This window comes from Streptosporangium sp. NPDC020145 (assembly GCF_040631275.1).
Lineage (GTDB): Bacteria > Actinomycetota > Actinomycetes > Streptosporangiales > Streptosporangiaceae > Streptosporangium.
The window spans coordinates 438,142-450,719 of the sequence record NZ_JBEXZT010000004.1; the positions used below are offsets into that span (position 1 = coordinate 438,142).

Sequence of the window (12,578 nt, forward strand, 5' to 3'; positions counted from 1 at the left end):
GCACTACGCGCAAGGTGCAATGAATCGCTCATCGTTGATAACACGCTGTCAAACTGCGGAAGTCGTCATCTTTCTGGATGCCCGATTGACCGTCCGATTACCGGGGATTTTGAGTGATCGGTAGGCTCGTTCGCGAGGGACGCGACGATACGGGGACGAAGACGATGGAGATGCGCACCGGTCCTGGCGGCACGGACGACCCGCCGGTGCCGCAGGGGCCTCCACCCGCCCGTCACGGCCATCATCAGGGCCGTCACCAGGGCGTCCGGCCTGACCCGACGGGACCGGGGCGCGGGAACGGGGACAGGTCCGGCCCGCCGGGCGGCCGAGGCCGTCCCACGCCCCCCGGAGGGCCCCGCGACCCACGGGACCCCCGCGACCCCCGAGCGGCCGGATACGCCCCGCAGCCGCCCCGCGCCACCAGGATCACCACGATCGCCCTGGTCGTCGCCCTGGTCATCGTCGTGCTGACCGCGGGCGTGCTCGGTACCCTCGCGGTGCTGATGACCCGCAACCCCGACCTGCCGCTGGGCGCGACGCCGCCCCGGCGGCTGGCCGTACCCATCCACTTCGCGCCGGTGACGGGCGCCCAGCAGGGGCCGTGCACCGACCCCGACGCCAGGCCCGACGACCTCGGGCAGGTCTGCTACACACTGGCCGCCGGGGTCAGCGTGGACGCGGTGCGCAGGATCGAGGCGGTCCAGGACCGGGGCGGCTCCTACTCGGTGAAGATCGTGTTCGCGCCCACCTTCCGCGACCAGATCAACGACCTGACCCAGGAGACGGTCACGCAGCAGATGGCGATCGTCGTCGGGGAACGGGTGGTCGCGGCCCCCAGGGTCGCCCAGGTGATCACCGAGGACAGTCTGAGCATCGCGGGCTCCTTCACCAAGGAACAGGCCGACGCCATGGTCGCCCGGCTGCTCGGTGCCGCGAACGCGCAGCCCTCGGCGACCCCGGGAACCACGACGCCTCCCACGACGGCGCCCATCACCCCACCGGCCACGAACGCGCCCACCGGTCAGGCACCACAGACCCCGGCCGCCACCACGGGAACCACCACCGGGCCCACGACGGGGCCCACGACGGGAGCCGCCGCGCCCGCCGCCGGGGCGCGGGGGACCGATCCCCGCTATCCGGACTGCGCGAGCGTGGCCAGGGCGGGACGCGGCCCCTACTTCAAGGAGACCCACAAGGAGTACCACTGGTACCCCGACAAGGACGGCGACGGCGTGGCCTGTGAGGAGGGATACCTCCAGGCCCGCTAGAGCAATCCCTGGACGGCCTCTATCGCGAAGTAGAGGGCGAAGACCAGGGTGACCGCCCACAGCAGCCACGGAATCCGCCCGGCCCGCCCGACGGCCGCCTGGACGACCGTGTAGGAGATCACCCCGGCGCCCACGCCGTTGGTGATGCTGTAGGTGAAGGGCATCAGCGCGATCGTCAGGAACGCCGGTACGGCCAGCGTCAGGTCCTCCCAGGGGATGTTCCTGGCCTGGGTCATCATCAGCGCGCCGACGAGCACCAGCGCCGGGGCCGCCGCCGCGGCGGGCACGACGGAGGCGATCGGGGTGAAGAACAGGCTCAGCGTGAACAGGGCGCCGGTCACCAGCGCCGCCAGGCCGGTCTTCGCGCCCTCGCCGACCCCGGCCGCCGACTCGACGAACACCGTGTTGGCCGAGGCGCTGGACAGGCCGCCGACGGCCCCGGCCACGCCGTCCACGGTCAGGATCGCGCCGAGGCGGGGCACCCGGCCCTGCTCGTCGACCAGTCCCGCCTCGTCGCTCACCCCGATGATCGTGCCCATCGCGTCGAAGAACCCGGACAGGACCAGCGTGAACAGCACGACCGTCGCGGTCACCGGCCCCGCCTGGGAGAAGCCACCGAAGAGGTCGAACTGCCCGACCAGTCCGAAGTCCGGCGCCGCGACCACGCCCTCGGGCACCCGGGGCACCACGACGCCCCAGCTCGCCGGGTCGATCCTGGCGACGGAGTTGACGACGATCGCCAGCACGGCGGTGATCGCGATGCCGATCAGGATGGCGCCCCTGGTCCTGCGCACGTAGAGCACGATCATCAGCAGCAGGCCGAAGCAGAAGACCGTGACCGGCCACCCCGTCAGGTGTCCCGTCCTGCCCAGCTGCACCGGCGTTCCCGTGCCGCGTGCCACGAACCCGGCGTCGACCAGCCCGATCAGCGCGATGAACATTCCGATGCCCACGCTGATCGCGTGCTTCAGGGCCAGCGGGATGGAGTTCATGATGAGCCTGCGCAACCCGGAGACCGCGAGGAGCACGATGACCAGGCCCTCCAGCACGACCAGACCCATCGCCTGGGCCCAGGTCATGTGCGGGGCGGCCTGGTAGGCGACGACGGCGTTCAGCCCGAGCCCGGCAGCCAGGCCGAAGGGGGCGTTGCCGACGACTCCCATCAGCAGCGTGCTCACCGCCGCCGCGAGGACCGTCGAGGTGGTCAGCTGCGTGATCGTCAGCTTCGCGCCGGTGACGTCCGTCGCCCCGCCCAGGATGATCGGGTTGAGCAGGATGATGTAGGCCATGGCCATGAAGGTGGTGATCCCACCCCTGACCTCGCGGCCGACCGTCGAACCACGCGCCGACAGTTCGAAGAACCGGTCCATGAGCCTCCCATCGCCCTGAAGGACGATCGGGTTCCTACCCCCGCGGTTCCGGCGCGATGTCATGGGCCACGGCCTGGACCGTTCCATTTCATCGCGGAGCCGTACGGTCCGGGCGGGAAGCGGGGATGGACGGAAGGTGACGTGCGGAGATGATTCGCCCTGTGCAGGGGGGTTCGGGTGGGTTAGGATCGGCGCACCGATTCCAGGCGCTGGAGCGTTCCTTCGCCGTGCGACATCCGACGGGGCCTCGGCCGGGCGTTCCTCTTCCGGGAACCGGAACGGCCCGCCGCCGTATCCGCCGGATCGCGATGCTCACCGGTCGGGATCTCTCCACGGTGACGGGCCGTGCCGGTCTGGTACCGGCTTTACAGGCGGGCTGACCCGCTGCTAGTCGGGATAGCTCCAGCTCGTCTTGTTCTCCTGGTTGAGCTGCAAAGAATACTGACTGGTGCTCTGCGAGGGGGAAGACGAATCAGCACTTGCAGTCGTAGCATTGCTCATGGCTGCAAATGTGGCCGTAAATAGGACGGCGAGGGCAGACAAAGCGAGGCGTCGGCGCACGGGGGAGGCTCCTGTCGTGGGTTCTGCTGCTCGAACGATATCTTTCAAGGGGTAACGTGGCTGGTCAAGACTTGGTGGGGCAACGCATCAAGACCGTCCGACGTCAACGTGGTCTTTCCCAGGCGCAACTCGCCCATCCGGAACTATCCGACAGTTATGTGTCGCTGATCGAGAGCGGCAAGCGTACGCCCACTCCGGCGGTCCTTGAGCTGCTGGCCGAGAAGCTCGACTGCTCCCTCACCTACCTGATCAACGGCGTGACCGCCGAGCAGATGCAGGAGATCGAGCTGGGCCTCGGCTACGCCCGGCTGGCCATGGAGAACGGCGAGGTCGGCGAGGCGCGCACGCGTTACGCCGAGCTTCTCGCCGACAGCGGCCTGGCGGGCCTGCCCCAGCACAGACAGGACGCCGAGTACGGCCTGGCCCTGGCCACGGAGGCCTGCGGCGACCTCGACGGCGCGATCGCCCTGCTCAACGGCCTGCGCGAGAACGACCCCGCCACGATGAGCCCCGAACGCCACATCGCCGTGGCCGTCGCCCTGTCGCGCTGCTACCGCGAGCAGGGAGACCTGGCCCAGGCGGTGAACGTCGTCGAGGAGATCCTCGGCGGCGCGGTCAGGCCCGCCTGGACCGACGGCCTGATGAGACTGGGCGGCCAGCTGCTGGCCGCCTACGTCGAGCGGGGCGACCTGCTGCGGGCCAGGCAGTTCTCCGCCGAGGTGCTCGCCGCGGCCGAGGTCCTCGGCACCCCGCAGGCGCTCACCCTGGCGCACTGGGGCGCGGCCATCGTCGCGGTCGAGAGCGGGCGCGGCGACGAGGCCGTCACCCACGTCGAGCGCGCCCTGGCCATCCAGTCCGAGTACGGCGACCCCCGCAGACTGGCCCGTCTCCGCAACGACTACGCCCAGGTCATGCTGACCGTACGGCCCATGCAGGCGGGCGCCTGGCGTGAGCTGCTGGCCAAGGTCGAGAAGGAGCTCTCGGAGAGCTCGGCCAACCCCATGGACAAGATGCGCTGCGCGATGAACCTCGCCCGCGCCGAGCTGCTGCTCGCCAACCCCCAGCGGGCCGGAGAGCACATCAAGGCCGTCTGCGACATGCTCGACGGGATGCCCAGGCCGCTGCAGATGGAGGCACGCCTGCTGCACGGCCAGACCTCCGCCGAGCTGGACGGTCAGCAGCGGGCCCTGCACGAGCTGCAGGCCGCGGCCGAGGCGCTCGACAAGCTGCCCGCGACCCGCTACACCGCCCACGCCTGGCTGACGGCGGCGCGGGTCCTGGAGCGCATCGACGAGCCCGTCCGCAGCGTGGACGCCTACAAGAGGGCGCTGGCCTGCGTGGGGCTGTAGGAACCGCTCCGTTCCGCCGGGCTCACGGGTTCGGCGGAGCGGAATGGAAAAGGTGACATCCGAAAGGCCATGCCCGGGGATTGCCGGGCATGGCCTCGGACGTTTTACGGACGGCCGCAGAGGCGGGTCGCCGGCGCGTGCAGACACGGAGGTAGGGACCGCATGAGGGCGTCGGTAGCCTTGGGGGTGCCATGAAGACTTCCCCTGCCGCGGCAGCCCTCACGCTCCTGGCCGCTCTCCTCCTCGGTACGGCTCTCGCCTCACCCGCCCTGGCGCACGACTCGCTGAAGAGCAGCGACCCCGCCAAGGGCGCCACGGTGGACGGCCTGGACCGGGTGAAGCTGACCTTCACCTCCAAGGTCAACTTCCCGATCGTCGTGGTGCACGCCAAGGAAGGCGCCGCCTACCAGGAGGGCAAGCCCGTCATCGACGGGCCGGTCGTCACCCAGCGGCTCAAGCCGGGCCTGCCGCCCGGGGAGTACGTCATCGCCTACCAGGTGGTCTCCTCGGACGGGCACCCGATCGACGGGGAGATCCCCTTCACGCTGAGCGGCTCCGGTGATCCGTCGCCCTCGCGGAGCGCCCCGGCCGCCGACCCCGGCACCGAGCCGAGTGCCGCGCCGGCCGCCGAGGCCGCTCCCTCATCACAGGAGGCCTCCCCCGTCGCCCAGGCGGCGCAGGAACCTTCGAGGGGCATCCCCGGCTGGGTGTGGATCGTCGTCGGCGGTCTCGTCGGAATCGGCATCGGGCTGATGTTCAGCCTGCGCGGGAAGAGGCGGTCATGAGCAGGCGGGAGCGGGCCGTGCCCGCCGTGGAGGAGACGGCGGACAACGGGAAGGTCGTCAGGATCGCCCTCGCGAGCGCGGGTGTCGCCGTCGTCGCACTGGTGATCGCCATGATCGCCGGAGGCGCCGCGACCCCGCGCGTCATCCCCGGTCTGCCGGACGAGGGCGCGTTCACCCGCTGGGGCCTGCCGCTGTCGAAGATGCTGATGGACGTGTCGGGGGTGCTCACCGTCGGCGTGCTGCTGGCCGCGACGGTCTTCCTGCCCAGCGACAAGGGACTGCTCGGCAAGCCGGCCCTCGCCTACGTCAAGGGCGCCTCGTGGCTCGCGCTCGCCTGGGCGGCCTCGGCCGCCGCGACGATGATCTTCAGCCTGTCCGAGGCGCTCAGGGTCCCCGTCGCCGACGTGCTCGGCGGCGACGAGCTGACCAGCTACGCCAGCCAGATCTCCCAGGGCATCGCGCTCACCCTCGTGGTGCTGTTCTCGATAGCGATCGCGCTGTTCGCCCGGGGGACGATCACCGTGGGGGCCTGCGGAGGGCTGCTGGTGCTGGCCATGGCCACGCTGCTGCCCCCGGCGCTGACCGGGCACTCCTCCTCGGCCCCCAACCACGACCTCGCGACCACCGGGGTGGCCGCGCACCTGCTCGCCCTGGCCCTGTGGGTCGGCGGCCTGGCGGTGCTGTGCTTGCACGCGCTGCGGCGGCAGCCGCTCCTGGAGACCGCGGCCACGCGCTTCTCCACGCTGGCACTGTGGTGCTTCGTCGCCGTCGGCCTGTCCGGCCTGTTCAGCACGGTGGCCAGGCTCACCTCGGTCGAGGAGCTGTTCACCTCCGCCTACGGCCTGATGCTGCTGGCCAAGACCGCGGCGTTCGCGGTGCTCGGCGTGTTCGGCTGGTGGCACAGGAAGCACACGCTGCCGCAGCTCTCCGCGGGGACGCCCAGGGTGTTCGCCCGGTTCGCCTCCGTCGAACTGCTCATCATGTTCGCGACCGTCGGCGTGGCCGTCGTGCTCGCCCGCACCGCCCCGCCCGAGGAGGTCCTGCGGACCGACCCGGTCGTCGACCTGCTCGGCTACCCCCTGCCGCCGGAGATCTCGGTGGCGAACCTGGCGTCGCTGTGGTGGTTCGACCTGTTCACCGGCACCATGATCGCCCTGCTCGGCGGCTTCTACCTCGCCGGGGTCGTACGGCTGTCCAGGCGCGGCGACCACTGGCCCGCGGGCCGTACGGCCGCCTGGTTCGTCGGCCTGCTGATCCTGGTCCTGGCCACCCAGACCGGGGTCGCCCGCTACGCCAAGGTGCTGTTCAGCGCGCACATGGCCGAGCACATGACGCTGGCCATGCTGGTGCCGATCTTCCTCGTCCTCGGGGCTCCCGTCACGCTGGCGCTGCGCGCCCTCAAGCCCGCCGCCCGCAGGGGCGACCGGGGTCCCCGCGAGTGGCTGACCACGATCCTGCACAGTAGGTTCGTCCGGTTCGTCACCCATCCGGCGATCGCCACCGCGATCTTCGTGGTCTCGACCTACGCGCTGTACTTCACCCCGCTGTTCACCGCCGCGATGGAGGAGCACCTCGGCCACATGGCCATGACGGCGCACTTCCTGCTGAGCGGCTGCCTGTTCTTCTGGGTGATCATCGGGATCGATCCCTCACCCCACACGCTGCCCCACGTGGCCCGGCTGATCGTCCTGTTCGTCACGATGCCGTTCCACGCGTTCTTCGGTATCGCGCTGATGAGCATGGGGACGGTCATCGCCGCCGAGTGGTACGACCAGCTCGGCCGTACGTGGGGCGCCTCCTCGGTGGCCGACCAGCAGACCGGCGGCGCCATCGCCTGGGGCTTCGGGGAGATCCCGACGCTGATCGTGCTGATCGCGCTGGCCTTCCAGTGGTGGCGCGACGACGACCGCAAGGCCCGCAGAGCCGACCGCAGGGCCGACGCGGCCGCGGCCCGCACCGGGGGCACCGGCGACGCGCAACTCGACGCCTACAACGACTATCTGGCCAAGCTCAACCAGCGCGACAGCTCCCAGTGAACCGCGGCCGTCTCCACGGCCCGCTCCGCGGTATGCCTCACGGCGGCCGAGTCCGGTCGCCCGGACGTCAGGTGATCCTGTCCACCAAGGCCATTGGCGGCTCCGGCAAGTAACCTGGAGGAAACGGGGATCAGCACCACCGCGACGGCACACCGATCGCCACGCGCCGTACCCGGACACATACGGGGGTCCACGTGTCCGACAGGGAGGCCGGTGACCGCCGTACGCGGCGGAAGGGGTGAGCAGTGGCCAAGGAACTGAGCATGCACGCGGACCGAACCCTTGCCCGGGTCCTTGAGGAACACCTGACCGGGTGGGCGCGCGACAACGACGTCACCGTCGAGATCTGGGCGCTGCCCGCCCGCGACGTGCCGGCCGAGGTCACCGGCGCCCTCCTGGCCACCCTTGAGGAGGCGCTGTCCAACGTCCTGCGGCACAGCGGGGCCGACGTCGTCTCCGTCGCGGTGACCCTGGGGCAGGCAGGCCTGCGCATGACGGTCAGCGACAACGGGGCCGGAGTGTACGGCTCCGCCGTCGGCAGGGGGGTCGCCGCCATGCGCGGGCACTTCGCCGGCGTCGGCGGGACGCTCAGCGTCAAGGGCGTCCCGGGCGGGGGAACCACCGTCACCGGGACCGTTCCCATCGGACGCCTGGGACGCTGAGCGGGCCGCCCGGGAGACGCCGGGCGCGGCCGTCAGGGAAGCGTGAGGATCTCGTGGCCGCTCTCGGTGACCAGGATGGTGTGCTCGAACTGGGCGGTCCGCTTACGGTCCCGGGTCACCGCGGTCCACCCGTCGGGCCAGATCTCGTAGTCGATCGTGCCGAGCGTCAGCATGGGCTCGATGGTGAACGTCATGCCGGGTTCGAGGGTGACCGCCAGCGACGGGTCGTCGTAGTGCGGGACGATCAGCCCGGAGTGGAAGGTCGTGCCGATGCCGTGCCCGGTGAAGTCGCGCACCACGCCGTAGCCGAACCGCTTGGCGTAGGCCTCGATCACACGGCCCGCCACGTTGAGCTGGCGTCCGGGGGCGACGGCCTTGATGGCCCGGTTGGTCGCCTCGCGGGTGCGCTCGACCAGCAGCCGGGACTCCTCGTCGACCTCGCCGACCAGGAAGGTCGCGTCGGTGTCGCCGTGCACGCCGCCGATGAACGCGGTGATGTCGACGTTGACGATGTCGCCGTCGCGCAGCACGGTGTCGTCGGGGATGCCGTGGCAGATCACCTCGTTGATCGAGGTGCACAGCGACTTGGGGTAGCCGCGGTAGCCGAGAGTGCTGGGGTAGGCGCCGTGGTCGCAGAGGAACTCGTGGCCGATCCGGTCGAGCTCGTCGGTCGTGACGCCGGGCGCCACGTGCCTGCCGACCTCTTCGAGCGCCTGGGCGGCCAGCTTGCCCGCGACCCGCATCCGCTCGATGATCTCGGGGGTCTTGACGTCGGGCTCCCCGGTCTTGGGGGATTTCTTCCCTACGTACTCCGGCCGTTCGATGTGGGCGGGAACCTTTCGGGTGGGCGAGATCCGCCCGGGCTGGAGCAGTGTCGTCATGGTCCCCCAGTCTAGTTGCGGTTCTCACTGGGCAGGATTGATCGTATGAGCGATCGATGGTGGTTCTGTCTCACGCACATGGCGGTCGAGCCCGACGAGGGCTGCCCGAACAAGGACCGCATGGGTCCCTACGAGACCCGGGAGGCCGCGGCCAACGCCCTGAAGACCGCGGCCGAGCGCAACGAGTCCTGGCGTGCGCAGGACAAGGCCTGGGACGACGACTGAGCGGACGCTACCGCTCCTCGACGACGGCGTAGGCGCGGACCGGGAAGGTGCCCAGGCCCACGACCATCGGGGGAGCGGCGTGGAGGCGGAACCCGGTGTCGGGAAGCGCGGACAGGCCGGTCATGTGCTCGACGATCGGGATGCCCGCGCCGAGCAGAAGCGTGTGAGCCGGGCGCTCGCCCCTCGGCGGGGTGTCGTCGATGTTCAGCGAGTCGATCCCGACGAGGGCCGCCCCCTGCTCCTGCAGCCACCGCGCCGCCTCCGGTTCGAGGTAGGGGTGGCCGTGGAAGTAGGCCTCGGTGCCGAAGTGCCGGTCCCAGCCGGTGTGGACGAGCACGGCCCTGCCGCGCACCTCAAGACCGGTGAACCGGTCGGCTCCGACGGACCGTTCCCCCTCGGCCCTGACGACCAGTCCGGGAAGGTCGGCGACCGCCTCCAGCGGCACCCCCGACAGGTCGGGGCCGTCCGGGTAACGGTGGTAGGGAGTGTCGAGGTAGGTGCCGGTGTTGGCGGCCAGCTCGACGGTGCCGATGTGGAACTCGGTGCCCGGGGCGTAGACCTCGCGTGAGGCCTCCCTGCTCAGGTGCACACCGAGCCGGGGTCCGGGGACGCCCGGGTAGGTGAGCATGCCGTCGGTGATGCGGTGGCTCAGCTCGATCAGCCGTGTCATGGGAGACCCATCGTCCTTCTGTCGTTTCGGGCGTTTCTGAGCACGGCGGTCAGCCCGATCGCGGCCCAGACGACGTTGAGGATCGCCGAGGGCCACGCGGAGTGCCAGGCCGCGTTGACCATCAGGGCGGCCGACCCGGCGAGGTTGATCACCTGGTACGGCAGGCCGTCCCCGGCCATCCGGGACGAGGACACCATGGCGTAGCCGTACAGCATGACGGCGGCGCCGGACCAGCCGAGGACGTCGACGAGGAGGGGCACCGGATCACGCCCCGGTGGGGAGGGTGCTCATGCCTCCATGGTCCCGGCCTCCCTTGTTGAAGCGCAAATAAAGTCTTCTAAACAGGAGCGTAAGCTGAGCTGCATGGAAATCGATCCGCGGCGGCTGCTGGTGCTCCACGAGGTGGCGGTCCGCGGCGGTGTCATGCGGGCGGCCGAGGCACTGCACCTGACCGCCTCCGCGGTCTCCCAGCAACTCGCCCAGCTCGAACGGGAGGTCGGTCTCGCGCTCATCGACCGTTCGCAGCGCCGGGTCGCCCTCACCCCCGCGGGCCGGGTGCTGGCCGGATACGCCGGGCGGATCGAGGAGGAGCTCAGCGAGGCCAGGCGGGAGCTGACCCGCTTCACCGAACTGCTGGCCGGTCCCGTCTCGATCGCCGCCTTCCCCACGGTCATCCGGCACCTGGTGCTGCCCGCCCTGGTCACCCTCGCCGAGCGCCACCCCCAGGTCGCCCCCCGCGTCCACGAGCTGTACGGCGCGCCCGCCCTGCGGGAGCTCAGGCTCGGCGGGATCGACCTGGCCATCACCGAGCAGGACGCCGACGAGCCCGTCCCCACGCACTCCGCGCTCGTCTCGCACCCGCTCTACGTGGACGAGTACCGCATCGTGGCGCCTCCCGGCTGGGCGGAGATCCCCCGTGCCGTCACGGACCTGGGCGGGATGCCGTGGATCGCCGGACCGGCCGACCAGGCCTGCGGGCAGGCGCTCGAACGGCTGGCGGCCCTGCACGGGTTCACCCCGCGCAGGGCGCACGTCATCGAGGAGTTCCCGCCCACCCTCTCCATGGTCGCGGCGGGGCACGGGGTGGCGATCGTCCCCTCGCTGGCCCTGCTGGAGGTCCCCGCGGGGGAGGTCGTGGTGACCGGCATCTCCAACGTGGGAGCCCGCAGTCTCAGCGTCGTGACCCGGATCAGCCGCGCCCGCTCGGGAGAGCCGGGACCGGTGCAGGCGGTGGTCATCGCCGCGCTCAGGGAGGCGGCGCAGGCTCTCGGCGCCCGGGTCGGCAAGCGCTACGGGACGCCGCGACGACGGCGCTTCACCTGGGGCACGGACGGTGGAGGGGCAGGGGCGGTCAGTAGGAGGGGACCCGGGGGCCGCTGACCCGTTCGAGCAGCCTGGCCAGCCTGTCGCGCAGGCCGGGCCGCCTCCCGGTCTCACCCGCGGCCAGGCTGATGAGGTGCTGGGCGCCGTCGAAGGAGAGCGGTGCCCGCTCGGTGACGGCCAGCGCGTCGTGGGCGAGGCCCTCAAGCTCGGGGTCGCCGCCGTCGAGCGCCAGGACGGTCGCCCCGACACGCCGGGCGTCGCTGACCCGTTCGAGCAGGGGCGCCGGGGCCCGCTCCTCGGCCACGACGAACAGCGTCTCGCCCCGCCTCGCCCGCTCGATCCGGTCGAGCCCCACACGCAGGTGCTCGGGGGCGTCGGGGGCGGGGGCCCAGCGCACCAGGGTCGGAGCGAGCTGGGGAAGCCCGGCGAGCCTGGCCTCGTCACCCAGGTGCGCGGCCAGGTGCCAGGGCTCCTCGCCGGGCGTGCCGACGACCAGCAGTCCGCCGGGTGAGCGCGTCGCGCGCAGCGTGAGACCGAACTCGCGGGTGCGCTCGACCCAGCCGGAGGAGGAAAGGATCTCACGTAGGATTTCCGCTGACCGAGAGTCCATCCCTCCATGGTGCCCCCCGTCGCCCCGGTACGGCCCGAGGAACACGACCCTGGCATGATCTGGACAGACAACGCCGGGCAGGGCTGCCGTGAGGGCAGACAGTGAGCGGGGAGCGACCAGTGAGCACCGATCTTCCAGACGTGAGCGGCATCTCCATCGGAATCCTTGGCGGCACCGGTGACCAGGGCAAGGGACTGGCCAGGCGGTTCGCCCTGGCGGGCAATCCGGTGCTGATCGGCTCGCGCAGCGCCGAACGCGCCCAGGAGGCCGCGGCGGGTCTCGGCGGCCAGGTGAGCGGCGCGGACAACGCGACCGTGGCGGCCCAGGCCGACGTGGTGATCGTGGCCATCCCCTGGGACGGCCACCGTTCCACCCTTGAGTCCCTGCGCGCCGAGCTGGCGGGGAAGATCGTCGTCGACTGCGTCAACCCGCTCGGCTTCGACAAGCAGGGGGCCTACGCGCTGCCCGTGGAGGAGGGCAGCGCCGCCCAGCAGGCCGCCGCCGTGCTCCCCGACAGCCGGGTCGTCGCCGCCTTCCACCACGTCTCCGCCGTCCTGCTGCTCGACCCGGAGGTCGAGGAGATCGACCTGGACGTGCTCGTCCTGGGTGACGACCGCGAGGCGACCGACACCGTGCAGGCGCTGGCCTCCCGGATCAACGGTGTGCGCGGCGTGTACGGCGGCCGCCTGCGCAACGCGCACCAGATCGAGGCGCTGACCGCCAACCTCATCTCGATCAACCGCCGCTACAAGGCCCACGCCGGGTTGCGCGTCACCGACGTCTGAGTCTCGTCACCGGCCGGGTCCTGTCGCGCGGGGCGCCCTCGGGCGACCGCGGA

General features: G+C 71.2%; 13 protein-coding genes. 8 read left to right on the forward strand and 5 right to left on the reverse strand.

Annotation, left to right across the window (positions count from 1 at the left end):
- Positions 1 to 170: 170 nt before the first annotated feature.
- Positions 171 to 1,268 carry an excalibur calcium-binding domain-containing protein gene (locus ABZ463_RS10365; protein ID WP_362775167.1) on the forward strand — a complete coding sequence of 366 codons (1,098 nt, stop codon included), beginning with the start codon at positions 171 to 173 and terminating at the stop codon, positions 1,266 to 1,268.
- Here the strand turns inward: ABZ463_RS10365 and ABZ463_RS10370 are convergent.
- Positions 1,265 to 2,638 (reverse strand): NCS2 family permease, encoded by a 1,374-nt coding sequence (locus ABZ463_RS10370; RefSeq protein WP_352008767.1) that lies wholly within the window; start codon positions 2,636 to 2,638, stop codon positions 1,265 to 1,267. The genes ABZ463_RS10365 and ABZ463_RS10370 overlap by 4 nt on opposite strands.
- A gap of 635 nt (positions 2,639 to 3,273) precedes the next feature.
- Here ABZ463_RS10370 and ABZ463_RS10375 point away from each other — a divergent pair.
- The 4 genes from ABZ463_RS10375 to ABZ463_RS10390 all read left to right on the forward strand — a co-directional run bounded on the left by ABZ463_RS10375 (position 3,274) and on the right by ABZ463_RS10390 (position 8,031).
- Positions 3,274 to 4,548: a helix-turn-helix domain-containing protein gene (locus ABZ463_RS10375; protein WP_352008768.1), complete on the forward strand. Its 1,275-nt coding sequence runs from the start codon at positions 3,274 to 3,276 to the stop codon at positions 4,546 to 4,548.
- Between the two features lie 191 nt (positions 4,549 to 4,739).
- Positions 4,740 to 5,333, forward strand: a complete 594-nt coding sequence (locus ABZ463_RS10380) for a copper resistance CopC family protein (protein WP_362775171.1) — start codon at positions 4,740 to 4,742, stop codon at positions 5,331 to 5,333.
- Positions 5,330 to 7,369 (forward strand): cytochrome c oxidase assembly protein, encoded by a 2,040-nt coding sequence (locus ABZ463_RS10385; RefSeq protein ID WP_362775174.1) that lies wholly within the window; start codon positions 5,330 to 5,332, stop codon positions 7,367 to 7,369. Before ABZ463_RS10380 ends, ABZ463_RS10385 begins: the two co-directional genes overlap by 4 nt.
- A gap of 263 nt (positions 7,370 to 7,632) precedes the next feature.
- Entirely contained in the window at positions 7,633 to 8,031 is a 399-nt protein-coding gene (locus tag ABZ463_RS10390) for an ATP-binding protein (protein WP_352008771.1), read from the forward strand.
- A gap of 32 nt (positions 8,032 to 8,063) precedes the next feature.
- Here ABZ463_RS10390 and map read toward each other — a convergent pair whose 3' ends face one another.
- Positions 8,064 to 8,912 carry a type I methionyl aminopeptidase gene (map, locus tag ABZ463_RS10395; protein WP_352008772.1) on the reverse strand — a complete coding sequence of 283 codons (849 nt, stop codon included), beginning with the start codon at positions 8,910 to 8,912 and terminating at the stop codon, positions 8,064 to 8,066.
- A 45-nt stretch (positions 8,913 to 8,957) separates the two neighbouring features.
- Between map and ABZ463_RS10400 the strand changes: the two genes are divergently transcribed.
- Positions 8,958 to 9,137, forward strand: a complete 180-nt coding sequence (locus ABZ463_RS10400; RefSeq protein ID WP_352008773.1) for a hypothetical protein — start codon at positions 8,958 to 8,960, stop codon at positions 9,135 to 9,137.
- Between the two features lie 7 nt (positions 9,138 to 9,144).
- Here the strand turns inward: ABZ463_RS10400 and ABZ463_RS10405 are convergent, their stop codons facing one another.
- Together ABZ463_RS10405 and ABZ463_RS10410 are read right to left on the reverse strand one after the other, a co-directional pair.
- Positions 9,145 to 9,807, reverse strand: a complete 663-nt coding sequence (locus ABZ463_RS10405) for a cyclase family protein (RefSeq protein WP_362775179.1) — start codon at positions 9,805 to 9,807, stop codon at positions 9,145 to 9,147.
- A complete protein-coding gene (locus ABZ463_RS10410; RefSeq protein ID WP_352008775.1) occupies positions 9,804 to 10,067 on the reverse strand; it encodes a hypothetical protein in 264 nt (87 codons plus the stop codon). The genes ABZ463_RS10405 and ABZ463_RS10410 overlap by 4 nt, the downstream gene beginning before the upstream one ends.
- Before the next feature lie 103 nt (positions 10,068 to 10,170).
- On the opposite strand from ABZ463_RS10410, the gene ABZ463_RS10415 reads away from it, so the two are divergent.
- A complete protein-coding gene (locus ABZ463_RS10415; protein WP_352008776.1) occupies positions 10,171 to 11,187 on the forward strand; it encodes a LysR family transcriptional regulator in 1,017 nt (338 codons plus the stop codon).
- On the opposite strand, the gene ABZ463_RS10420 is transcribed toward ABZ463_RS10415, so the two are convergent.
- On the reverse strand, positions 11,159 to 11,740 hold the full coding sequence (locus ABZ463_RS10420) for a hypothetical protein (RefSeq protein WP_352008777.1): 582 nt from the start codon (positions 11,738 to 11,740) through the stop codon (positions 11,159 to 11,161). The genes ABZ463_RS10415 and ABZ463_RS10420 overlap by 29 nt on opposite strands.
- 119 nt (positions 11,741 to 11,859) lie before the next feature.
- Between ABZ463_RS10420 and npdG the strand changes: the two genes are divergently transcribed.
- Positions 11,860 to 12,525, forward strand: coding sequence for an NADPH-dependent F420 reductase (gene npdG, locus ABZ463_RS10425; protein ID WP_352008778.1), 666 nt, complete (start codon positions 11,860 to 11,862; stop codon positions 12,523 to 12,525).
- Positions 12,526 to 12,578 lie beyond the last annotated feature (53 nt).

Excerpts from the sequence above, each read along its gene's own strand:
- ABZ463_RS10415 (WP_352008776.1), top strand. The coding sequence starts at position 10,171 with ATGGAAATCGATCCGCGGCGGCTGCTGGTGCTCCACGAGGTGGCGGTC.
- ABZ463_RS10420 (WP_352008777.1), bottom strand. The coding sequence starts at position 11,740 with ATGGACTCTCGGTCAGCGGAAATCCTACGTGAGATCCTTTCCTCCTCC.
- ABZ463_RS10380 (WP_362775171.1), top strand. The coding sequence starts at position 4,740 with ATGAAGACTTCCCCTGCCGCGGCAGCCCTCACGCTCCTGGCCGCTCTC.
- ABZ463_RS10400 (WP_352008773.1), top strand. The coding sequence starts at position 8,958 with ATGAGCGATCGATGGTGGTTCTGTCTCACGCACATGGCGGTCGAGCCC.
- ABZ463_RS10370 (WP_352008767.1), bottom strand. The coding sequence starts at position 2,638 with ATGGACCGGTTCTTCGAACTGTCGGCGCGTGGTTCGACGGTCGGCCGC.
- ABZ463_RS10365 (WP_362775167.1), top strand. The coding sequence starts at position 171 with ATGCGCACCGGTCCTGGCGGCACGGACGACCCGCCGGTGCCGCAGGGG.
- map (WP_352008772.1), bottom strand. The coding sequence starts at position 8,912 with ATGACGACACTGCTCCAGCCCGGGCGGATCTCGCCCACCCGAAAGGTT.
- ABZ463_RS10405 (WP_362775179.1), bottom strand. The coding sequence starts at position 9,807 with ATGACACGGCTGATCGAGCTGAGCCACCGCATCACCGACGGCATGCTC.
- ABZ463_RS10385 (WP_362775174.1), top strand. The coding sequence starts at position 5,330 with ATGAGCAGGCGGGAGCGGGCCGTGCCCGCCGTGGAGGAGACGGCGGAC.
- ABZ463_RS10390 (WP_352008771.1), top strand. The coding sequence starts at position 7,633 with ATGCACGCGGACCGAACCCTTGCCCGGGTCCTTGAGGAACACCTGACC.